General features: G+C 43.8%; 18 protein-coding genes. 12 read left to right on the top strand and 6 right to left on the bottom strand.

Annotated elements, in window-relative coordinates; translation table 11 throughout:
- Positions 1-15: 15 nt before the first annotated feature.
- The 3 genes from LWP20_RS00380 to LWP20_RS00370 all read right to left on the bottom strand — a co-directional run bounded on the left by LWP20_RS00380 (position 16) and on the right by LWP20_RS00370 (position 3,447).
- Positions 16-573 carry a hypothetical protein gene (locus LWP20_RS00380; RefSeq protein ID WP_242926125.1) on the bottom strand — a complete coding sequence of 186 codons (558 nt, stop codon included), beginning with the start codon at positions 571-573 and terminating at the stop codon, positions 16-18.
- 54 nt (positions 574-627) lie between these two features.
- Entirely contained in the window at positions 628-2,997 is a 2,370-nt protein-coding gene (locus LWP20_RS00375) for a TonB-dependent receptor (RefSeq protein ID WP_242926124.1), read from the bottom strand.
- 126 nt (positions 2,998-3,123) lie between these two features.
- Complete coding sequence (locus LWP20_RS00370; RefSeq protein ID WP_242926123.1) at positions 3,124-3,447, bottom strand: hypothetical protein; 324 nt, start codon at positions 3,445-3,447, stop codon at positions 3,124-3,126.
- 254 nt (positions 3,448-3,701) lie between these two features.
- On the opposite strand from LWP20_RS00370, the gene htpG reads away from it, so the two are divergent.
- Together htpG and LWP20_RS00360 are read left to right on the top strand one after the other, a co-directional pair.
- Positions 3,702-5,528, top strand: coding sequence for a molecular chaperone HtpG (htpG, locus tag LWP20_RS00365; protein WP_242926122.1), 1,827 nt, complete (start codon positions 3,702-3,704; stop codon positions 5,526-5,528).
- A 268-nt stretch (positions 5,529-5,796) separates the two neighbouring features.
- Positions 5,797-6,711 carry a toxin-antitoxin system YwqK family antitoxin gene (locus LWP20_RS00360; protein WP_242926121.1) on the top strand — a complete coding sequence of 305 codons (915 nt, stop codon included), beginning with the start codon at positions 5,797-5,799 and terminating at the stop codon, positions 6,709-6,711.
- Here the strand turns inward: LWP20_RS00360 and LWP20_RS00355 are convergent.
- Positions 6,708-7,070, bottom strand: a complete 363-nt coding sequence (locus LWP20_RS00355) for a YraN family protein (protein ID WP_242926120.1) — start codon at positions 7,068-7,070, stop codon at positions 6,708-6,710. The genes LWP20_RS00360 and LWP20_RS00355 overlap by 4 nt on opposite strands.
- 324 nt (positions 7,071-7,394) lie before the next feature.
- Here LWP20_RS00355 and lipB point away from each other — a divergent pair, with 324 nt between their 5' ends.
- The 10 genes from lipB to porN all read left to right on the top strand — a co-directional run bounded on the left by lipB (position 7,395) and on the right by porN (position 17,472).
- Positions 7,395-8,135, top strand: a complete 741-nt coding sequence (gene lipB, locus LWP20_RS00350; RefSeq protein WP_242926119.1) for a lipoyl(octanoyl) transferase LipB — start codon at positions 7,395-7,397, stop codon at positions 8,133-8,135.
- Positions 8,119-8,523 carry a hypothetical protein gene (locus LWP20_RS00345; RefSeq protein WP_242926118.1) on the top strand — a complete coding sequence of 135 codons (405 nt, stop codon included), beginning with the start codon at positions 8,119-8,121 and terminating at the stop codon, positions 8,521-8,523. The genes lipB and LWP20_RS00345 overlap by 17 nt, the downstream gene beginning before the upstream one ends.
- Before the next feature lie 145 nt (positions 8,524-8,668).
- Positions 8,669-9,721 (top strand): MraY family glycosyltransferase, encoded by a 1,053-nt coding sequence (locus LWP20_RS00340; RefSeq protein WP_242926117.1) that lies wholly within the window; start codon positions 8,669-8,671, stop codon positions 9,719-9,721.
- The gene (locus LWP20_RS00335; protein ID WP_242926116.1) at positions 9,705-10,868 is read left to right on the top strand and encodes a DUF4271 domain-containing protein; all 1,164 of its coding nucleotides are present in this window, start codon (positions 9,705-9,707) and stop codon (positions 10,866-10,868) included. Before LWP20_RS00340 ends, LWP20_RS00335 begins: the two co-directional genes overlap by 17 nt.
- A 65-nt stretch (positions 10,869-10,933) precedes the next feature.
- Positions 10,934-11,737 carry a uroporphyrinogen-III synthase gene (locus tag LWP20_RS00330; RefSeq protein ID WP_242926115.1) on the top strand — a complete coding sequence of 268 codons (804 nt, stop codon included), beginning with the start codon at positions 10,934-10,936 and terminating at the stop codon, positions 11,735-11,737.
- Positions 11,738-11,900: 163 nt separating this feature from the next.
- Positions 11,901-12,860 carry a PorP/SprF family type IX secretion system membrane protein gene (locus tag LWP20_RS00325; protein ID WP_242926114.1) on the top strand — a complete coding sequence of 320 codons (960 nt, stop codon included), beginning with the start codon at positions 11,901-11,903 and terminating at the stop codon, positions 12,858-12,860.
- Between the two features lie 221 nt (positions 12,861-13,081).
- Positions 13,082-14,101 (top strand): T9SS ring complex lipoprotein PorK/GldK, encoded by a 1,020-nt coding sequence (gene porK, locus LWP20_RS00320; RefSeq protein ID WP_242926113.1) that lies wholly within the window; start codon positions 13,082-13,084, stop codon positions 14,099-14,101.
- A 61-nt stretch (positions 14,102-14,162) separates the two neighbouring features.
- Entirely contained in the window at positions 14,163-14,957 is a 795-nt protein-coding gene (gene porL / locus LWP20_RS00315; RefSeq protein ID WP_242926112.1) for a type IX secretion system motor protein PorL/GldL, read from the top strand.
- A 46-nt stretch (positions 14,958-15,003) separates the two neighbouring features.
- A complete protein-coding gene (porM, locus tag LWP20_RS00310; RefSeq protein ID WP_242926111.1) occupies positions 15,004-16,584 on the top strand; it encodes a type IX secretion system motor protein PorM/GldM in 1,581 nt (526 codons plus the stop codon).
- Positions 16,585-16,605: 21 nt separating this feature from the next.
- Positions 16,606-17,472 carry a type IX secretion system ring subunit PorN/GldN gene (porN, locus tag LWP20_RS00305; RefSeq protein ID WP_242926110.1) on the top strand — a complete coding sequence of 289 codons (867 nt, stop codon included), beginning with the start codon at positions 16,606-16,608 and terminating at the stop codon, positions 17,470-17,472.
- A 71-nt stretch (positions 17,473-17,543) separates the two neighbouring features.
- Here the strand turns inward: porN and uvrC are convergent, their stop codons facing one another.
- Positions 17,544-19,352, bottom strand: a complete 1,809-nt coding sequence (uvrC, locus tag LWP20_RS00300; protein ID WP_242926109.1) for an excinuclease ABC subunit UvrC — start codon at positions 19,350-19,352, stop codon at positions 17,544-17,546.
- 11 nt (positions 19,353-19,363) lie between these two features.
- Positions 19,364-21,676, bottom strand: coding sequence for a penicillin-binding protein 1A (locus tag LWP20_RS00295; RefSeq protein ID WP_242926108.1), 2,313 nt, complete (start codon positions 21,674-21,676; stop codon positions 19,364-19,366).
- Position 21,677 lies beyond the last annotated feature (1 nt).

Raw genomic sequence — 21,677 nt, 5'->3', positions numbered from 1 at the left:
TTATAAGTATAAATATTATAGCTGCACAGAAATCGGGAAGGTAACTTCTATGTCTGTTTCGCCTGTAGCCTGGTTACCGTTTTTAATGCCAGGCTGGTGCTTCAGAACTACTTGCAAAGTGCCTGGCGTTGTGCCGGTTGTTGTAGTTTGTGCCGTAAACTCAAGGCCAATTGTCCGGCCGTTAGTATCTTTATCAGTTTTAGTGATGGTAACGTTGGCGCCTGTTACATTAAAGAAAAGCTCGTGGTCTACGCCTTCGTTTTTAATCTCTGTTGTCAGGTCTGCAGCCGGAGTTTTGCTCTCATCCAGCAGTTTTACAGTGCCGGTATAGGTGATATTTGGCTTCAGTACGATAGAAGTTATAGTTGGGGCTTGTCCGCCAGCACCGTCAGTATCTTTCCAGGTTGCCGTTACATTGTTTCCTTTAGTTGGAACCATGCTTAACTCTACAGTCGTGATCTGCTCGTTCTCTTCAATCGGATTCGGGTTATCATCATCGCCGCAGGCTGAAGTGGCAATCGCGAAAGAGCCCATCAGGAAAAGGGCAAGGTACTGTCTGAATATTTTTTTCATAATGCTAATTTAGATAAAGCAACTTTACAAATATAGTGTTTTAGCTTTAAAAGCTTAAGCCTTAATGATGTTAAGTGGGATTTTTAACCTAAACATAATAATGCGTCCCATTTCATCAGCAAAATACCGGAACCGGTTTAGGTAATCGCGGTAGGCTGTGTTAAGCAGGTTATTACCGGTTATACCTATTTCTACAGGCTGTTTGCCAAAGTATACCGTGGTGCCTGCCTCAGCGTTCAGCAGGAAATAAGCAGCTGGCGCCGGTGCAAAATCCTGGTCAGATTTTTCCGGGGTGCGTGTCTGCTTTGCTACGTACAACCCGCCTAAGCCAATATAAGTATCGGCCAGGTTATGGTTGCCAAGCTTATCAAACTCATAGGTAAGTTTATTGTCAAACCTATCGGAAGGTATACTTACCAGGTGATCATCAGTATCAAGGTTACGCGCCCGGACTATAGATGATTTAGATACCCAGGTTAGTTGTGACAAGAGCTTAAAATCAAACGTAAGGTCTACGCCCCGGAACGAAGCATCTGCCTGTTTATAAGCATACGCCGGAAAAGCTCCTTTTAAAGTTAACACAGGGTTTGGTAACGGCGCCGCGTAAATATAGTTACTGATGTAATTGTTGTAAATACTCAGCGTGCCGTTAAAGCGTTGGTTACCATAGTATTCTGCCGATAGCTCAAAATTATAAGCCTGCTCCGGATCAAGGTTTGGATTACCAACTTCGTAAGCCACAGAACTATGGTGCACACCTTCGCTGAAAAGTTCGTTCGCTCCCGGTGCTCGCCATGCGGAGGTAGCACTTAGCCCGAATGTAAGGTGGTAACCCACATCGTATAAAGCGCCCAGCGTACCTGATAAATTGTTAAAAGTGTATTCCGGCTGGATAAGCGTTTCGTTATTCTTCAGCTTTTTTACCTGCAAATAGGTGTAATCGTAGCGCAAACCGGCTTCCAACTGTAATTTGTTTCTCTGCCAATGTTCGGCTGCAAAAGCGCCTGCTGTTATACTTGTGTAAAAAGGCAAAAAATCGTCGTACTCATACGTGTTATGTTTGTATACAGTGCTGGCCCCAACCGATCCGGAGAAATTGCCGATAGGCTTGTGTTCCCAAACAGCCTCGGTGGTATGTGTGGTCAGGTTTAGCTGTAGAGCAGGGTTAGTGTCGCCGCCGTGTACATCAAATTCTTTGCGTGTGTTCTGCTGTAAACCGTAAATAAACTCCAGCTTACCTATCTCGCCGGTGTTGGCAAAAGCTTTGGCCTTAAACAGGTTATGGGTAACGTCCTGGTATGGCCTGCCTATAGTATAGGTAAAATCTGCCGTATCTGCATTTTCCGGTCTGCCGCGTGCAATGGCGTTATTAAGATCTGTCAGATTGCCGATATGCGATTCTCTAAGTATGCCTAACTCTGTATGAAACTGGCTGAAAAATAGCTCAGCGCCATAGTTCTGTTTAGTATAGCCCAGTGCAGCCGAAAAGTTACGCTCTTCAAAGCCGGTGTTGTTCAGGTAATAATCAGGGGCTTTGGCGTTACCTGCTTTTTTGAAAGTACCCTGCAGGCGCCAGCTCAGAGGCGGTAGTTTGGCTGAGTTTCCGTCTATCATAGCAGAAATACCCTCCTGCCGGTTGTTGGTGCTGCCCAGCAAATTCAGCTCAGCTCCTATTCCTATCGAATCACGTAATGGCCTTGGGTCTACAATAACAACTCCGCCAACGGCATCGGCTCCGTAGCGTACCCCGGCTGCGCCTTTTACAATGTGCATTTCTGTTGTTACAAACGGGTCAATCTCCGGGGCGTGTTCCGAGCCCCATTGCTGGCCTTCCTGCCGTACACCGTTGTTCAGAAGCAGAATACGGCTGCTGTGCAAACCATGTATAACAGGCTTCGAAATGGTAGGCCCTGTTTGCAAAGTTGTTACGCCGGCTATAGTTTTAAGCGATTCGCTGAAAGATAAGCCACGGGTTTTGTCCAGATCGCGGCCATTTATAGTTTCTGAAGATTGTGCCTGGGTTTTTACATGGCTTCCGATAATCTCTACCGCTTTCAGTTGTTTGGCATCTGTGTGCAGTTGCAGGTCGCGCACCGAGGAATTAGTGATCCGGAAAGTATAGCTTTCCTGTTCGTACCCGATGTAAGTTACTTTCAATGTATAGGTGCCCTGGCACAGGTGGTGGAAATGGTAATTGCCATACTCATCGGATGCGGTGGCCCTGTCAAGCTCCTTTATGTAAATAGTTGCCCCTATTAAAGGCTCGCGGGTGTCGTGGTCTATTGTTTTGCCCGATAAGGTAAGGCCGCAATCCTGTTCGGTTCCGTTGTCAGAATTACTGGGCTGCTCTTGTGCTGTTGCCGGCAACGTATAAGCCAGCACTATTAAAAGCGATAAAAGCCTTCCGATATATTTCTTTATCAACACGTGCTAAATTAAAAAGTGAGGCTAATACCCAATTAGTGTCTATAAAACAGCACGTAAATAGGGTATAGCTTTATCCTGAAAATAAATTAAGGCCAGCTGGTAAGTATAGCTGCCAGTCAGATATCAGGCTACAGGAGGCGCGCGCAACTGTGCATAAAGTGGCGGGGTGCCTTGCCAGTTAAGTATAAGAAAGGAAGTATAAGTAGTAAAATGTAATGCCTCTGCAAAAGCTACAGAAGTATGAACAGGCTGATAAGGTGCGCCAAACAAATCCTCTACAGGGCAGTGTTTGTGCTTCATTCCCAGCTGGGCCTGCTTGGTATCAGTATGGTCCGGGTGTGCAGTATGGGTATGTGGGTGCAGTTCGAGCCAAAGCGCATCCGGTACCATCACTCTACAGAAGAGCAGGAGCAGAAGCAGGGCGATATATGGCGTAAACCGGCGCAATGTTATAATGGAACGTAAACAAATATAGCATTAATTCACCAATGTTGCATTTACGCTTAAATTTTTAAGATGGCTGTTAAACAGTAATATTCTGTGCCAAAATGCAAGTCAGAATACGGCTAAAGCTTAGGTGTTGGGTTGGTTTTGTGACAGGATGGCAGAAAATCTATACTTGCCAGGCAATGGAACAAGATTTGAAAAGCAGTAGCTGAAGCAAATTCCACCTGATAAAAACTTACTTATAAGATAAAAACATGGAAGAAAGAGGTAACATTTCGATTCACACCGAAAACATTTTCCCGATCATCAAGAAGTTTCTTTACTCTGATCACGAGATTTTCCTGCGTGAGCTGGTGAGTAATGCCGTGGATGCCACCCAAAAGCTGAAAAGCTTGTCGTCTATGGGTGAGTTTAAAGGCGACCTGGGTGAGTTGAAAGTGGTTGTGTCTGTGGATAAAGATGCCCGCACCATTACCATTGCCGATAATGGTATTGGTATGACAGCCGAAGAGATCAAGAAATACATTAACCAGATCGCATTTTCGGGTGCTACCGAGTTTGTGGAGCGCTACAAAGATTCTGCAGGCGATAAGAGCCAGATAATCGGTCAGTTTGGTTTAGGGTTCTACTCTGCCTTTATGGTGGCCGACCGTGTAGAGATTGTTACCAAATCTTATCAGGAGGGCACCGAAGCTGCGCACTGGACCTGCGACGGCAGCACCGAGTTTGCCATTGCCCCGGCCCACAAAGAAACAAGGGGTTCTAATGTCATACTTAACGTAGCCCAGGATTCTGAAGAGTTCCTGGAGCCGGCCCGCATCCGTACTATACTTACCAAATACTGCAAGTTCCTGCCGGTTCCGGTAGAGTTCGAGGGCGAGATCATCAACAACCCGAACCCGATCTGGACAAAACAGCCATCTGAGCTTACTGACGAAGACTATAAGAACTTCTACAAAGAGCTTTACCCGTTCTCGGAAGCGCCGCTGTTCTGGATCCACCTGAATGTAGATTATCCGTTCAACCTGACAGGTATTTTATACTTCCCTAAGATCAAGAACGAGTTTGAGATGCAGCGCAACAAGATTCAGTTGTACTCACGCCAGGTGTTTATTACCGATGAGGTGAAAGATGTGGTGCCTGAGTTCCTGATGCTGCTGCACGGTATCATCGATTCGCCGGACATTCCGCTGAACGTGAGCCGTTCGTTCCTGCAGGCAGATTCAGCCGTTAAGAAAATCAATACTTATATTACCAAAAAAGTAGCTGATAAACTGGCCGAGATCTTCCGTAAAGACCGCGAAACGTTCGAGAAAAACTGGGACGACATCAACGTGTTTGTGAAGTATGGCATGCTGAGCGATGATAAGTTTTATGAGAAAGCCAAAGACTTTGTATTGCTGCAGAACACCGAAGGCAAGTTCTATACTTTAGAAGAGTATAAAGCCCAGACACAGGCCAACCAGACAAACAAGAGCGAGCAATTGGTACTGCTATACACAACAGATGCCGATAAGCAACACGCTTACGTAGAGGCTGCCGTTAACCGGGGCTACGATGTGCTGAAACTGGATTCGCTTATTGACAGCCACTTTATTGGTTTGCTGGAGCAGAAGCTGGAGGAAACTACCCTGAAGCGCGTTGACTCAGAAACAATAGATAAATTGGTTGAGAAAGACGAGAACAAGGAAAGTGTACTGAATGACGGCGAAAAAGAAGACCTGAAGAAAGTATACGAGCAGGCCATAAACAACCAGCACATGACTGTTGAGGTAGCGCCACTTGCTCCGGACGATGCACCTGTAGTAATTACACTGCCAGAGTTTATGCGCCGCATGAAAGACATGAGCCGCACCGGTGGTGGAGGTATGATGTTTATGGGCGACATGCCGGATACTTATAATGTAACCATCAATGCAAACCATACTTTAAACCAGCGCATTCTGAAAGCAAAAGACGACAACAAAGAGCGTATTGCCCGCCAGGCATTCGACCTTGCGTTACTTTCTCAGAACATGCTGAGTGGTTCTGCTTTAACAGCTTTCGTAAAGCGCAGCGTTGACCTGATCGACAAAGAATAATTTATATTACACCTAAAATAGAAGGCAGTGCCCGCAGGGCGCTGCCTTTCTTGTTTATACTTCTGGCGTTGCACGTGAAACTTAGCAGGCCATGCTGCAGTTATAGAGTTCGGCCCGCTTTGCAGCTATATGATTTATGCGCATTTTTACGTTGCTTTATAAATCGCTAAAAGCTAAATGGCTATCTTGTTAACTAGGCAAGTATAGCAAAGTATAATTTAAAAGTGTTGCTTGCTGCGGGCGCAATTCAGGCATTCAGAACTAAAATATGAGGCACACTCCTTATCTGGTTTTTATAAGTATCATCTGCATTTTTATACTTGCGTTGGGCGGTTGTGGCTCTGCCAAGTATAACAGCGACTATAACCTGAGCCGGGCGCAGCAGAAAAAAGGCGTAAAAACCGATCAGGCACTGGCCGCTTCCGATACAACGCTTCCTTCTGTAGAAAATAAATTCCCGGCAGGCGATAGTATAACCGAGAAACGAAAGAAGAGCAAGCCTAGCAAACGCTACTTTATGGGCTACAGGGTAAAGCGTGGTTTTGTGCGCTCGGGCAGCCGTGGCGATAACGAAACGTTAGAAACCTTCAGTTTTCTGCCCGTTTTTGAAGAGCCAAACGCTTATGCACCCCGCAAATATTATTTCGATACCAAGAATAGGAAAATAGCCAACGCTTTCGGCGAGATAGACCAGAATAGGTATAAAGTGCTGCACGGGCCATATAAGAAAAAGATTGGCGATGAAGTGGTAGAAGAAGGGTATTATTATGTAGGTACTAAACACCTGCGCTGGGAGCGCTACAACAAAAACGGTATTCTGCTTGATAAGTCTCATTTTGATAAAGGCTTTCTGCGCGATGCCGTGGTTAAGTACTATAACAACGACCGTAGCAAGATAAAAGAAGTTATACCTTATACTTATGGCCAGGTGCAGGGCACGTATTACCGGTTCTATGAAAACGGGCAGGTAGAATGGACTGGGCAGTACGAAAAAGGCCGCAAGGTAGGTGTCTGGATTAAGAACTATGATTTCAGGAACCGCCGCCATTACGAGTACCAGTACCCGAAATCGGCTTACGACGAACCTTTTGAGCCATACTTGCTGAAACAATATGACCGCCATGGCACCCTGGTCTACGAGAAAGATAAGCTGGATAAACGGGCTTCTGCGGATCAGCGTTAGTAAAAAGCATCTTCTATGTGGTGCAGCTCCGGCGGGTTTGAGAGCGTTATGGAAATTATATCAAAGCGAATGTCCTGCTCCCAGCCTTTCTGAAGTATAAATTCTTCGGCGGCAGCCAGTATAAGTTCCTGCTTTTTCATAGTAACCGCTTCCTCCGGAAAGCCGAATTTATCGCTGGTTCTGGTTTTAACTTCTACAAATACCAGCAACCCTGGCTTTTCAGCAATGATGTCAATCTCGGCCCGTTTATACCTATAGTTTCGGCTAAGTATAGTATAACCCTTTTCCTGAAGGTAAGCCGCTGCCATACTTTCGCCGTTTAAGCCTGTTATAATATGATTTCCGGATTGAAATGCCATTTAAAATATAAATTTTACAGCTAAATAAGCTTAATCAGGAATTTTGAAATAACTTTATACTGTGAAAACCCGGAAGAAGCATTTTTGAATACCTGCTATCAGAACGGACAAGTTCGCTTCTGTTACTTTTCTGCTAAACAAACAACGGAATTGTGGGTTGGTAGTTTTCAGAGGCAGATTTAAGCAATTAGTAAGGTTATTAAAGCGTTCTTCTTTTGATTATCTGCATATAGGGCTGCGCATACTTTGCTCTAAACCATGCAAATGAATCGACCACAATTGAAACAGTAAATACCTGAAAGGCTAACTTTCAAAAGCAAAAGCGTGTTACAAAACAAAGAAATAAAGTTAGAGCGGCTGGGCCTGATCGATTATAAAGAGGCGTGGGACTACCAGGATAAAATCTTTACAAGTATACTCGATATTAAGGCGCAGAACCGTAAAGCGGAGGCAGAAGCAGGCGAGCAAAACCAAACTCCCAATTACCTGTTGCTTTGCTCCCACCCGCATGTGTATACATTGGGTAAGAGCGGGCACGAGTCTAACCTGCTTATTAACGAAGAAGGCCTTAAAGCCAAAGGGGCAACGTTCTACAAGATTAATCGTGGGGGCGATATCACCTACCATGGCCCGGGCCAGATCGTAGGTTACCCTATACTAGACCTGGATAACTTTTTTACGGATATCCATAAGTACCTGCGGCTTTTAGAAGAGGCCATTATACTTACGCTGCAGGATTATGGTATAAAGGCAGGGCGTATAGCTGGCTTAACAGGTGTATGGCTCGACCACGAAGAACAGCGTAACCCGCGTAAGATATGTGCCATGGGCGTAAAATGCAGCCGCTGGGTAACCATGCACGGTTTCGCGTTTAACATCAACACCGACCTCGATTACTTTAATAATATAGTACCTTGCGGCATTACAGATAAGCAGGTAACATCGCTGGCAAAAGAGTTGGGGCGCGAGGTGCCGCTTGCCGAGGTAGAAGAAATACTAATTAACCATTTGGCTCAGCTGTTCGGGGCCACTATTACCACAGCAACCCATGAAGAAAGACATTGATTTTGGTACGGTAGAAGGCGTTTCAGTTGCAGTAGCTACCTCCATTAATGAACTCGAAGAACAAACCTGGAATGTTTACCTTTTAAATAACAACCCTTTCCCGCTCGATAATGTGCTCATCACCTCAAAAGGTTACGGCATTTCAGGCGAAAACGAAGTACAGACATCTGTGCTACGCCACATGTTTGAACGCGTAGAGGCGAAGAGCTTTGTGCAGATTGAGCCAATTGATCCGGCCATTTTTCACATAAACAACGAGTACTGGGTAAGCTACTATATCGATAGGCAGATATATGATAAAAAGTATGTTTTCGTGCCTGATTCTATTACAGAAGATAACCTGATAGAGATAAGTATGCTGCAGATGCAGGGCGTGCTGCACTCTTAGCAAATTTATACTTTGGAAGAAGCTGATGCGCTGTATAGTAAGTGTTGTGATTTTTTTCGGATAAGTCTGCTTATACCGCCTGCTAACGTAAATATACTTTATAAATAACAAATTTTGTATTTCTTTGCTGATGCACTGAAAGCCTATGGAACAGAATATACTATCCCTTATACTATCATTTAGCTGGGCTTTTCTGATAGCGGTATTTGCTGTTCCGTCTATAATCCGGGTGGCTCACCTGAAAAATATTCTGGACCAGCCCAACCTGCGCACTGTTCACGAATCGCTTACGCCAAGGCTCGGAGGTTTAGCCATGTTTGCAGGCTTTATGTCGGCGCTAACTATTTTTTCAGACCTCTATAATGGCGTGCAGCAATTGCTGGCCGGCTGTATCATACTTTTTTTTATTGGCCTTAAAGATGACATGGTTCCCATTTCGGCACTTAAGAAATTTGCAGTGCAGTTACTGGCAACAGGCATTGTTATGTTTATGGCCGACATCCGCATTACCAGTTTTCAGGGCATTTTCGGGATCGGCGAATTGCAGATAGGTATAAGCTATGCTTTCACTTTCTTTGTAATTATAGGCATTACCAACTCCATTAACCTGATTGACGGGCTTGATGGGCTGGCCGGAACAATTGTCGTGATTATCAGCGCAACCTTTGGGGTATACTTTGTGCTGTATGGCGGTGAGGCTTACGGTAATTACGCGGCTGTAGCTTTTTGCCTGATTGGCGGCTTGCTGGGGTTTTTAAGGTATAACTTTCATAAAGCAACCATATTTATGGGTGATACCGGCTCGCTGTTGTGCGGGTTTATAGTATCGGTTCTGGCCATTCAGTTTATTGAGATGCGTATGGTGCCGGCAGCCCCTTCTGTTGCACTAGGTATACTTTTTATCCCGTTGTTCGATACTATCCGGGTTTCTGTTATTCGTATTTTAAAAGGTAACTCCCCTTTTATCCCGGATAAAAACCACATACACCACAGATTGCTGGGTATGGGTTTTAACCAGATCAGTACTGTGTTAATACTTGCCATATTAAATTTGGCGGTTATTCTTTTTGTTGTAAACTTTGGGGAGTGGGGTAACCTTAGTTTGTTGCTGGTTTTGCTTGCCTTCTCGGTGGTTCTCAGCATATTTCTGGGGGTATACAGGCCACGTGGAACTGTGAAGAATGTCTCTAAAGTATAAAACTCTGCTTATTGGCTTATACCTGGCACTGGCGTTTATTGCTATGCCATTGCGTGCACAGGTGTTACCCCTTGAGCAGAAAAACACTATCGGCGCTGACTGGCTGGTGCAGGAGTCCGGCGAAAAGCAGTTGGTGCCTTACACAGCAGGCTTGCACACAAATTTTAATGCCATACACCAGTGGGTAAGTATAAACCCTGCGCAGCCTTTTGTGATCGGGTTTACAGCCAAAAAAGGAGAATGTTTGTTCCTGAACAATCAGCTTATTTTTATAGCCGATTCTGCTTCTAACTATACTATAAACCTGGCAAAGTATACAAAGCAGGTACAACCAGTAAACAGGAAGTTTTTGCTTACAGTATGGCATCCGGCGCAACAGCCCGACATTTCCACTTTTCAAAACAAAACGCTTGAACCGGATAAACAGCAGCAAGCTGCAAAATCTACTTATTCTGTAAAACTGCGGGAATACGTAAATCAGAATGCCTTTATCCTGTTTATGTTGCTTGTGGGGCTTATTTATGGCAGCCTTAAGACTAGCTATCCAGCTGATTTTAACAGCGTTTTCAGGTTAAGTTCTTTTATCCGGACGAATACCCTGGAAGAAGGCTTTCTGGCTAAACCAATAAGTACCTGGTCTAGTGTGCTGTTTGTGCTGGCGTTTTCCATATCGTTTGCGCTGCTAATTGCCGCTATACATACCAACATCCAACATATCCGGCTTTTCAACCGCCTGTTTCCTGTTTCAGAAGCAGATATTACAACCAAAATAATTTTCTATACGGTTGCTATATTTTTATTTATCCTGATAAAGTACTTTTTCCTGCGTGTGATGGCCTTTATATTTGGTCTGGAGCAGGTAGTGCAGTTGCAGTACAGGGAGTTTCTTAGAACCATACTTTTTCTGAGTATTTTCCTGCCGCTGGTTATGCTGCTTTACCTGGCACTGAATATGGAAATGCCCGAAACTGTTTTGCTCATCTCTAATCTGGCAGTTTCTTTTATGCTGGCTTTCACTATGCTTAGGGTTTTTGTGACTGTAAATAAAAAAGCACCTGTACTAAATCTGCATTTATTTTCATACCTTTGCGCCACAGAAGTAATTCCGCTGGTAATTATACTTAAGTTGATCGTGTTTAACTTCTAAAAGCACAATTTAGTATGGTAGTGGCGGGTTAAGCGGGTAAAAAAATATAAACTACCTCTAGTAATATGGCTGAAAGCACAGTAGAGCCTTGGGCAAATCCAGAAAGACATAAAATTCCGATCAAGAGTATTCTTGTAACGCAACCACAGCCTACCACTGATAATTCTCCTTATTTATCTATTGCTGAAAAGTATGATATAAAGGTAGATTTCAGGGCTTTTATAGAAGTGGAGCCTGTTCCTTACAAGGAGTTCCGTAAAGACAAGGTTGATATTTTAGCGCATACTGCCGTTATTTTTACGAGCCGTAATGCTGTAGACCATTTCTTCAGAATCTGCCAGGAGAGTAAGATAGAGATGCCAGCAGACATGAAGTATTTCTGCATATCTGATCAAACGGCATATTACCTGCAAAAGTATATTGTGTTGCGCAAGCGTAAGCTTTTTGTTGGCGAGAAAACAGCGAAAGATCTTTTCGAAGTAATTAAAAAGCACAAGAACGAGAAGTTCCTTTACCCTTGCTCAAACATCCGTAAAGATGATATACCTGGTTTCCTGGCTGCAAGTAAGATAAACTTTACAGAGGCAATTATCTATAAAACGGTAGCAGCCGATTTATCTGACTTGGATGATGTAACCTATGATTGCATTGCCTTTTTCAGCCCGTCAGGTATAACTTCGTTGTTTGCAAACTTTCCTAATTTTAAACAGAATAATACCCGTATTGCAGCATTTGGCCCTACAACGGCAAAAGCAGTGCGTGATGCCGGACTAGAGCTGGATATTGAGGCGCCAATGCCAAATGCGCCGTCCATGACGGGTGCTATAGAGGTATATATACAGAACCAAAAGCAGACTTTGAAAAAATAATTTACGCAGTGTAACTTATTTTTAGCTTTTCCATACTATCTAAAACGCAAAACGAGTTTAGGATTCCTATACTTGCTTTGCGTTTTATCGTTTAATGTATAAATTTGGTTAGTTTTCTTGTCTTTGCTCCATCTAATCGTATCTTGCCAACATACAGCTGCCTATGAGAAAGTTTCTACCTGTACTTTTGCTGGTGCTGTTTTGCCAGTCCGCTTCATGGGCTCAGCAGCAGCCTCAGTATACTCATTATGGATTTAACGGCTTAAACATAAGCCCGGCATATGCAGGTATAACCAACAGGCCAGAAGTGTTATCCATATATAGGTACCAGTGGCTTGGCTATGATGCGACATTTGATGATGGCGGCTCTCCGCAAACGTTGTTGCTCACTGCTCATACACCGGTGCGGCTGTTACATGGCGGAATCGGGATAGGTTTGGTGCGTGATAAAATTGCCAACACTACCTTTATGAATGCGGCGCTCTCCTATTCTTTTCATATAAAAATAGGCGAAGGTAAACTGGGCTTAGGTATCCAGGGTAATGTGAACAATATTAAGAAGGGTAATTACAGGGCGATAGATGATAATGATCCGAGTGTGCCTTATAACAGCTCAGACACCAAATATGATCTGGGTGCCGGTATGTGGTACGAATCGGAAACATTTTATGCAGGCGGTGGAGTAACAAATTTGCTACGCTCAAAGTATGAGTTTGCAGATTCTGCAAAAACGGGATCGGGACAGGTGTTAGGAGAAAACCATATATATGTAACAGCGGGCTATAATCTGCCTTTAGTACAAGATTTGGTGCTCACCCCAACGGCGCTTATTAAGCATGATACCGAAACTTTTTCCTTTGATGCAGGAGCTAGAGTAACATTTAACGAAAAATATTGGGGCGGTGTGAATTATCGGCATAAAGAAGCTGTTAGTGCTCTTGCTGGTGTCGCGCTTCTACAGGATAATGCACTTAGGCTGGGATATGCCTTTGATTTTACTACGTTTAATAAAGAGGCTAAAGCGCCAACTTCGCATGAAGTTATGGTGTCCTATAGATTACCGGAGCCAGTTGTAAGGTTCCGCCCGCCGGTGAGAACACCACGATACAATTTTGCTAGATAAGCTCAATCTGATAACAAAATAGGTTTAAAGTATAGCTCTTGAAAAAATGCAGCAAAAAATAGCTGTGTGCATAATAATATAGAAGAGAGTACTTCGTTGAAAAATAATATAATAGGTGTGGCGCGTAAATCTTTTGAATTACTTTTTATTCTTATATATTTGCTACATCTGTAAAATTGTGCAAAAAACATTACTAAAAATTTTATCTATTAAGAGTCATCATGAACAAACTATTTAAGCTGTCTTCATTCGCATTAGCGGTGGTGCTGCTTGCAAGCTGTGGGATGAGAAGAGGGCCTCAAGGTGATCTTGTTGGTACGGAAGATCGTCCGGATTACAACGCGCAAGAGATACCATATGGCATGGTGGCCTGTCCTGGAGGGACATTTCATATGGGCCAGGCAGACCAGGATATAGCAGCAACCATGGCTAACCTGAACAAGCAGGTAACAATTGGTGGCTTTTACATGGATGAAACTGAGATCACTAACAACGAATACCGCCAGTTCATTGATGTTATTAAAACAGACTCTCTGGATGTATTAGGTGAGCAGTTTGTAATGGAACAGCTTTATCCGGATACAACTGTTTGGGTAAAAGACTTTACCTACCACATGGGTGACCCCCTTATGGAGTATTATTTCACGCATCCGGCATTCGACGACTATCCTGTAGTTGGCGTGGACTGGTTTGCTGCTAAATATTTTAGCGACTGGAGAACGAAGTTAAAAAATACTGCCAATGCTGAAGACGGAAGAGCACCTATGCCAAAATTCCGTTTGCCTTCTGAAGCAGAGTGGGAATATGCCGCCAGAGGTGGCCGCGATATGGCTACTTACCCTTGGGGAGGACCATACCTGCGCAACGCCAAAGGTTGCTTGCTAGCCAACTTTAAGCCTGGCCGTGGTGATTACTACAGCGATGGCTTTACTTATACAGCCCCTGTTGCACAATACTTCCCGAATGATTTTGGCCTTTATGATATGGCCGGAAACGTGTCGGAGTGGTGCGAAGATGCTTATGCTGATGCTACTGTTCCGATTACATGGGACCTGAACCCGGTTTATTACGATGATAATGAGCCACGCAAAGTAGTAAGAGGCGGTTCATGGAAAGACATCGCTTATTTCCTAGAAACAGGAACACGTAACTTTGAATACCAGGATTCTGCGAGATCTTATATCGGTTTCCGTAATGCCATGATCTATATCGGAAGATCTTCAGGAAGAGAATTCAGATAAGCTAACATTAAAAGAACACTACCAAAAAACTCTATCGTTCACAACTTAATTAAATTTTAAAATGAGCAAAGCTAAAGGCAATGTTTTATTCGACAAGGTAATGCCAAAAATATATGGTATTGGTGCAGCTGTCGTAATTATTGGAGCCTTGTTTAAAATTCAGCACTGGCCAGGAGCTAACGAAATGCTGATTTTGGGTCTTGGTACAGAGGCCGTTATCTTCTTCCTTAGTGCGTTCCAGCCACAACCACATGATCCGGACTGGGCAAAAGTATACCCACAACTAGCTGATGACTATCAGGGTGAAGGTATTGTGCCTACTACTGTTTCAAGTGGTCCGTCACTTACAGGTAAATTAGATGATATGATGCGTAATGCTAATATCACGCCAGATACTATTAACTCACTGGGCTTAGGCCTTAACAGACTTAGCGAAACTACTGCACAGATGGCTGACTTAAGCCAGGCAACTGCTGCTACACAAGAGTATACCGTTAGAGTAAGAACTGCTGCTGATTCACTTGACAAGATCAATGCAGCTTACGCAACTACAGCTGAAGCGCTATCTCACATGGCTGGTTCTACTGCAGATGCTAAAGAATATCATAGCCAGGTACAAAACATGACCCGTAATCTGGGTGCATTAAACGCTGTATATGAGATGGAGCTTCAGGATGCAAACAACCACCTGAAAGCAATGAACAAGTTCTATGGCAACCTGAGCATGGCCATGGAAAATCTTACTGATGCCAGCAAAGATACAGAACAGTTTAAGCAGGAAGTAGCCAAATTGACGCAGAACCTACACTCACTAAACAATGTGTATGGTAACATGCTAACAGCAATGAGAGGTTAATCTTTTCTGAAACAAGTTCTAATCAACAAGAAAAATATAGTGTAAAATGGCTGGAGGAAAAGAGACACCACGGCAGAAGATGATCGGTATGATGTACTTGGTACTTACCGCACTTCTTGCCCTAAACGTGAGCTCGGCTATCCTGTTAAAGTTTCAGTTTCTGGACGAAAGTTTGCAGACAGTGAATACTAAGACAAAATCGGATAATGCCGGCGTAGTATCTAATATTAGAGCCGCTGTAAGTGAAGGCGGTAACAGATCAAGCGACCAGCGTGTGCTGAAAGATGCGGATGAAATCCGTACTCGTACAAAACAACTGGTTGAGTATATTCAGGAGCTTCGCCAAACGCTGATTACCAAATCAGGAGGTATGCAGGACGGACACTATGTGCAGCCGGAAGGTAACGACATAGTAGCTATTACAATGCTGGGCGGCAAAAAGAATGGTGCTGCTTACGAGCTTAAAGATAAGCTGGATGAGTACACAAAATTCCTGCGCCAGCATAGCAAAAATGTTCCTGAAAGTATAGCACTAAGCGGAAAAGAGGATCCGGTTGCAGCTAAAGACCCAGCTCAAAGACGTAAGGATTTTGCTGAGCTTAACTTTGAAGAAACTCCTATGGTAGCAGCTTTGGCTGTGCTTTCTCAGAAAGAGTCTGAAGTGCTGAAGTATGAAGCAGATGCATTGCAGCAGATGGCTGCTAAAGTGGGTGCTGATATTATCAAGTTTGAGAAGATATTTGCAATGGCCCGCGCTGAGTCTAAGACTGTAGCAGCAGGTACAAAGTATAAAGCTGACATGTTTATAGCAGCTTCTTCGGATGCGATAACACCAAAAATGTCGTTCCAGGGAAGACCGGTAAAAGTGGTAGATGGCAAAGGTGTTGTAGAATTTACAGCGGCTGCCTCTAATTACGATGCTGATGGTAACTCTAAGCAGCAGTGGAAAGGTAATATCACAATCAACCAGAATGGTAAAGACACAACATTCCAGGTTGTTGAGGAATATATAGTAGCCAAGCCGGTAATTCAGGTGCAATCTGCTTCGGTACAGGCATTATACTTCCAGTGTGCTAACGAACTGAACATTCAGGTTCCTGCTTTAGGTGCAGTTTATGATCCTAGCTTCTCAGCTTCAGGTGGCTCAGCTATAAAAGGAGCAAAGAAAGGCCAAGTAACCATTATTCCAACTGCAACGGAAGTTAAAGTTAACGTAAGCAGCGGTGGTAATGCTATCGGTTCCGAAACATTTAAAGTACGCCCTATCCCAAAACCACAACTGGTTGCATTGGTTAACGGCCGTCCGATAGATGTTAAGCGAGGTGTACCGGCTGCGTCGTTCAGAGCAGTTGAAATTCAGGCTCAGGCTGACGAAGGCTTTAAGCAATTTTTACCACAGGAAGCTCGTTATAGAGTAACAAAGTGGAAAGCATACCTGGTTAGAAATAACCAGCCAATAGACCAGGCTGATATCAATGGTCCTTCTGCTAACCTGACGCAATTTGCTGCTAAAGCCAGCAGAGGAGACAGAGTAGTTATCGAGGTACTGGATGTGAAGCGACTGAACTATAAAGGCAATGCAGTGGATGTAAATGTTAAGGATAGCTATAACATCCCTCTAAACTAAACATAGAAGCTTACAAGAAGTATGAAAGTATTTAAAGTAATAGGTGTGGCTGCAGGCGTGATGCTTTCTATGGGAGCAATGGCGCAGCAGGTTTCTAACACGCAGACAAGCAATCCATCAGCAAGGCCTATTCCGGAACACGATATTCTATTCAAGAAGACTGTGTGGCGTAAAATAGACCTGCGTGAGAAGCAGAACAAGCCAATGTTCTCTGAAAACAGAGAGATTACGAAAGTAATTATCAATGCTGTGAAGAGTGGTGAGCTTGTTGCTTATAAAAACGACTCGCTGAACACACCTCTTACTCGCGAAGAGTTCATGACGAACATGACGCCGAAAGAGCAGGAAGCAGGTTTGAGCGAAGAAGAAATTGCAGCTGGTTTTGGTAAGCAGGATAAAGCTAAAGAAGATGATGAGTGGGGTGCTGCCTTAGGCGATAGCAAAGCTACTCAGGCTACTGGCCCTGTTAGCAATGAATTCTTCCCGAAACAGTTATACTTGCTAGAGCTAAAGGAAAATGCAGTGTTTGATAAAAAACGCTCACGCATGTACCATGATATCCAGTCAATCAGTATAAAAGTGCCATCTACGCTTAACCCACTAGGTTTTGAGCAGAATGTAGGAACTTTTAAAATGAGCGACCTGGTAAAAGTTTTCAAAAGCAATCCTGAAACTGCGATCTGGTATAATGCCCAGAATGATGCTCAGCATAAAAACCTGTCAGATGCTTTTGACTTATGGTTATTCAGCTCTTATATCACAAAAATATCAAACCCTGGCGACAGAGGTCTGGCAGATATTTATGGTGGTGGTAAGAAAGGATTACTGGCAGCACAGGAAGCAGCTGAAGCCCTTATTGAATACGAGTATAGCCTTTGGAGCTACTAATTGTACAGCTTAGAAATAGAAAAGGAGACTTAATTAAGTCTCCTTTTTTTGTGCCTTATACTTTAGATAAATTAAGCTGGTGTGTTAAAATAGTTGTAAAGTATAGCGGCTTTTGCCTTGCCTACTTCCTGCGTTAATTCATCAAGCGACAATTCTTTTAGTTTTTTTACTGATTTATACTTCAGAAGCAAGGCTTCAGCAGTATTGGGGCCAATGCCTTTAACGTCAGTAAGCTCCGTTTTAAGAGTGCCGGCATCGCGCTTGCTGCGGTGGAAAGTAATTGCAAATCGGTGAGCCTCATTACGTATGCGTTGAATAAGTTTAAGTGACTCAGACTTTTTATCGATATAAAGTGGCAGCTTATCTCCGGGGTAAAATATTTCTTCCAGGCGTTTGGCTATACCTACAATAGCAACTCTCCCCCAGATGTTTAAATCTTTCAGAGCCTGAACCGCAAAACTCAGCTGCCCTTTGCCCCCATCTATAACTATAAGTTGTGGCAGTGGCTGGTTCTCATCCAATAACCGCTTATAACGCCTATGCACAATCTCGTACATCGATTCGAAATCGTTGGGGCCAACAACTGTTTTAATATTAAAGTGGCGGTAATCCTTTTTACTTGGCCTGCCATTTTTAAAGCACACCATAGAAGCCACCGGATTATCACCCTGGAAGTTTGAGTTGTCAAAACACTCGATGTGGCGTGGCAACTCTGTCAGGCGCAGGTCTTTTTTCATAGTTTCCAGCACCCGCACTTCACGCTGCTCGCCTAAGTCTTTGTTCTTTTCCTGGCGGCCTTCACGCTCTTTGCGCAAATACAAAGCATTCTTCAACGATAGGTTGAGCAGTTTTTTCTTTTCGCCTATCTGTGGCTGTGTAATTGTAATGTTATCGAGAGGCAGCATTACTTCGATATTAGTGATCACCTCACGCGATGTACTTTCAAACTCGTGGCGCAGCTGCACAATTACAGAAGCAAGTATATCTTCATCAGTCTCGTCAAGTTTCTTATGTATCTCCAGCGACTGTGTAAGTATAATTGAGCCGTTCATAACTTTAAGGTAGTTAATGAAGGCGCATTTCTCATTCGAGGAAATCGAAAAGACATCGATATTGGTAAGGGTATTGCTAACCACTGTAGACTTGGCCTGGAAATCATCCAGCATATCCAGCTTTTGCTTGAATTGGTGAGCTACCTCAAACTGGTATTCTTCGGCAGCGGCAGCCATGCGTTCTTTAAAGTAATTCTTGGCTATAGAAAGATTACCTGAAAGTATACTTTTGATTTGAGAGATGTTCTCGTTGTAGCTGGTTTCGTCTATCAGGTTTTCGCAGGGGCCTTTGCAATTACCAATATGATACTCTAAACATACCTTGAATTTGCCTGCAGCTATGTTTTCAGGAGAAAGATTATAGGTACAGGTACGTAATGGGTAAAGTGTACGAATAAGATCCAGCACCACATACATGGCCGTGCCCGTAGGGTAAGGACCAAAGTACCGTGAGCCATCGTTAATCTTATTACGTGTGCTGATGACCCGCGGAAAGCGCTCATTTATAATGCAGATATAAGGATAGGTTTTGCCATCCTTCAGCAAGATGTTATACTTTGGCTGGTATTGTTTTATCAGGTTGTTCTCCAGCAGGAAAGCATCAGCCTCTGTATCAACAATGGTAAACTCTATGTCCCGGATCTGGGACACAAGCTTGAGCGTTTTTTTATTGTGTTGGGTAGAACGGTTAAAGTATGAACTTACGCGTTTGCGAATATCAACCGCCTTGCCAACATAAATAATGTGGTTATCGTCGAAAAATTTATAAATGCCGGGCTTATGAGGGAGATGAGAGATCCTCTCCTTCAGCTTCTCGTTTGCAGCCATGGTTAACAGTGTTAGATCTCAGCATCCAAGTCAATTTCAGTCGGTATCTGCAGGAATTCTTCCTGGCGGGAAGAGTCTACTGGTACACCACTGTTATTATACTTGGCGCAGTCTAATTCTACAGATAAAGGCGTAGAAGGTTTAGGGAAAGGCTCCTTTGATCTATCTAATGTTTTATCTGCATATACTTTTTGCATAAAGCTGCCATAAATTGGCATTGCCAGTTTGTTACCCTGGCCTAACGCAATGCTACGGAAGTGTATAGAACGATCTTCGCCACCAACCCAGGTGCCGCAAACCAGATCAGGCGTAATGCCCATAAACCAGGCATCCGAATAGTTCTGAGTTGTACCGGTTTTACCACCTATCTCGTTCTTAAGGCCATTTCGGTGGCGCAAACCATAGTATGCAGTACCACCGGGCTCGGCGGCAGCTTTCAGCATATGCACCATCATATAGGCCGTTTCTTCGCTCAGGGCTTCTTTGGTAGCTGGGGCAAATTCTTTTAATACGTTACCATGCTTATCTTCTATGCGGGTAATGTAAGTAGGCTCTACCCAGGTACCACCGTTAACGAAAGTGCCATAAGCACCAACCATATCATACAAAGTAACATCACTCGTACCAAGAGCCAAAGATGGCGTAGGATCCAGTTGCGTGGTAATGCCCATGCGTTTGGCAGTTTGTACTAACGTTTCAGCGCCCAGCTTATTTACCAGGAATGCAGAAATGGAGTTAACTGATTCGGCTAACGCTTTACGCAACGTATACTTGCTACCAGAAAATTTATTATCAGAGTTATTCGGGCACCACATGGTACCATCCGGTAGCGGCACACAGTTTTTAGTATCTACCACCTCGTAGCAAGGGTAGTAACCGTTTTCGATTGCTGCCGTGTACAGGAATGGCTTAAACGTAGAACCAGGCTGGCGGGCACCCTGTTTCACGTGGTCATACTTAAAGTGTTTATAGTTGATGCCACCCACCCACGCTTTTATGTGCCCGGTTTTAGGCTCCATGGCCATAAAGCCAGCCTGCAGGAAGTGCTTGTAGTATTTAAGCGAGTCCATAGGGCTCATGGTTACCTGACGTTCGCCATCCCAGCCAAAAATGGTCATCGGGATTTTCTTGTTCAAGTAATAATTAATGGAGTCTTCATTACCATCGAAGCGCTCATTTAATTTCTGGTAACGCGATGTACGCTTAATTGCCTGCTCCGGAAAATTCTTAATCTCTTTGTAGTTGCGGTCTATCCAGGGGTTGCGGCCTTTCCAGTGCTCGAAGAACAGTTTCTGACGATCCTTCATATGCGCTTCTACTGCCTGCTCAGCATACTGCTGCATGCGGGAATCGATAGTAGTATAGATCTTTAAACCATCAGAGTATAAATCATAGCCATTTTCGCGGGCCCATTTCAGAAGGAATTTGGCTGCTTCTGTACGGAAGTATGGCGCCATACCAATGTTCTGGTTCTCTACATTGTAGTCCAGCTTAATATCTTTTTCTTTAAGGGCGTTAAATTCCTCTTCAGGCAGATAATCATACTTTACCATTTGGGCCAGCACGGTGTTACGGCGGCGCTTAGAGTTTTCAGGATTGAATCTTGGGCTATAGTAGGTAGGCGCTTTCAGCAAACCAACCAGTACTGCCGATTCCTGTAGCTGTAAATCCTGGGGTTTTTTGTTAAAAAATGTTTTAGCGGCCACTTTAATACCGAAGGCATTGCTGCCGAAATCTACCGTGTTCAGGTACATGGTCATGATCTCTTTCTTGGTATAGTTGCGCTCCAGCTTAATGGCCATTATCCATTCTTTCGTTTTCAGGATAAGCATGCGCACGCCAGGTATGTCGTTCAGCAAGCCTCCGTTCAATTCCTCGCCACGAGTGTTAAAAAGGTTTTTAGCCACCTGCTGCGTAAGCGTACTGCCACCACCTTTAGACTGACCCGTTAATACAGAAAAAACAACGCGCGCAGATGCTTCTGCATCTATACCTGAGTGTTCTTCAAAACGGATATCTTCGGTAGCAAGCAGGGCATTAATCAAATTTTCCGGAAGGTCTTCGTAATCTACAGGCGAGCGGTTTTCGCGGAAGTATTTTCCAAGTAGCTTGCCATCGGCAGAGTATAGCTCAGAAGCAAGCTCACTTTTAGGATTCTCGAGTGTACGCAGGTTTGGCAGTTCCCCGAACAGGTTCAGGAAATTGGCGCTAACGGCATAAACGTAAAGTATAAACGTTACTAAACCACCTATAAAAAGGATCCAGATGGTAGAAACAATTTTAGGGAAAACGTTCTTTGTTGTTTGACGAGTGGTCGTGGTCATC

The organism is Pontibacter vulgaris, assembly GCF_022758145.1.
GTDB classification, from domain to species: Bacteria; Bacteroidota; Bacteroidia; order Cytophagales; family Hymenobacteraceae; genus Pontibacter; species Pontibacter vulgaris.
This window is presented reverse-complemented; position numbering and strand designations above follow the sequence as displayed.

What these genes read in the sequence shown, in the direction of transcription:
- LWP20_RS00345 (WP_242926118.1), top strand. Translation starts at nt 8,119, where the DNA reads ATGAAGAAAGACATTGATTTTGGTACGGTAGAAGGCGTTTCAGTTGCA.
- htpG (WP_242926122.1), top strand. Translation starts at nt 3,702, where the DNA reads ATGGAAGAAAGAGGTAACATTTCGATTCACACCGAAAACATTTTCCCG.
- uvrC (WP_242926109.1), bottom strand. Translation starts at nt 19,352, where the DNA reads ATGGCTGCAAACGAGAAGCTGAAGGAGAGGATCTCTCATCTCCCTCAT.
- porN (WP_242926110.1), top strand. Translation starts at nt 16,606, where the DNA reads ATGAAAGTATTTAAAGTAATAGGTGTGGCTGCAGGCGTGATGCTTTCT.
- LWP20_RS00360 (WP_242926121.1), top strand. Translation starts at nt 5,797, where the DNA reads ATGAGGCACACTCCTTATCTGGTTTTTATAAGTATCATCTGCATTTTT.
- LWP20_RS00380 (WP_242926125.1), bottom strand. Translation starts at nt 573, where the DNA reads ATGAAAAAAATATTCAGACAGTACCTTGCCCTTTTCCTGATGGGCTCT.
- LWP20_RS00325 (WP_242926114.1), top strand. Translation starts at nt 11,901, where the DNA reads ATGAGAAAGTTTCTACCTGTACTTTTGCTGGTGCTGTTTTGCCAGTCC.
- LWP20_RS00340 (WP_242926117.1), top strand. Translation starts at nt 8,669, where the DNA reads ATGGAACAGAATATACTATCCCTTATACTATCATTTAGCTGGGCTTTT.
- LWP20_RS00330 (WP_242926115.1), top strand. Translation starts at nt 10,934, where the DNA reads ATGGCTGAAAGCACAGTAGAGCCTTGGGCAAATCCAGAAAGACATAAA.
- porL (WP_242926112.1), top strand. Translation starts at nt 14,163, where the DNA reads ATGAGCAAAGCTAAAGGCAATGTTTTATTCGACAAGGTAATGCCAAAA.
- LWP20_RS00355 (WP_242926120.1), bottom strand. Translation starts at nt 7,070, where the DNA reads ATGGCATTTCAATCCGGAAATCATATTATAACAGGCTTAAACGGCGAA.
- porM (WP_242926111.1), top strand. Translation starts at nt 15,004, where the DNA reads ATGGCTGGAGGAAAAGAGACACCACGGCAGAAGATGATCGGTATGATG.
- LWP20_RS00335 (WP_242926116.1), top strand. Translation starts at nt 9,705, where the DNA reads ATGTCTCTAAAGTATAAAACTCTGCTTATTGGCTTATACCTGGCACTG.
- LWP20_RS00295 (WP_242926108.1), bottom strand. Translation starts at nt 21,676, where the DNA reads ATGACCACGACCACTCGTCAAACAACAAAGAACGTTTTCCCTAAAATT.
- porK (WP_242926113.1), top strand. Translation starts at nt 13,082, where the DNA reads ATGAACAAACTATTTAAGCTGTCTTCATTCGCATTAGCGGTGGTGCTG.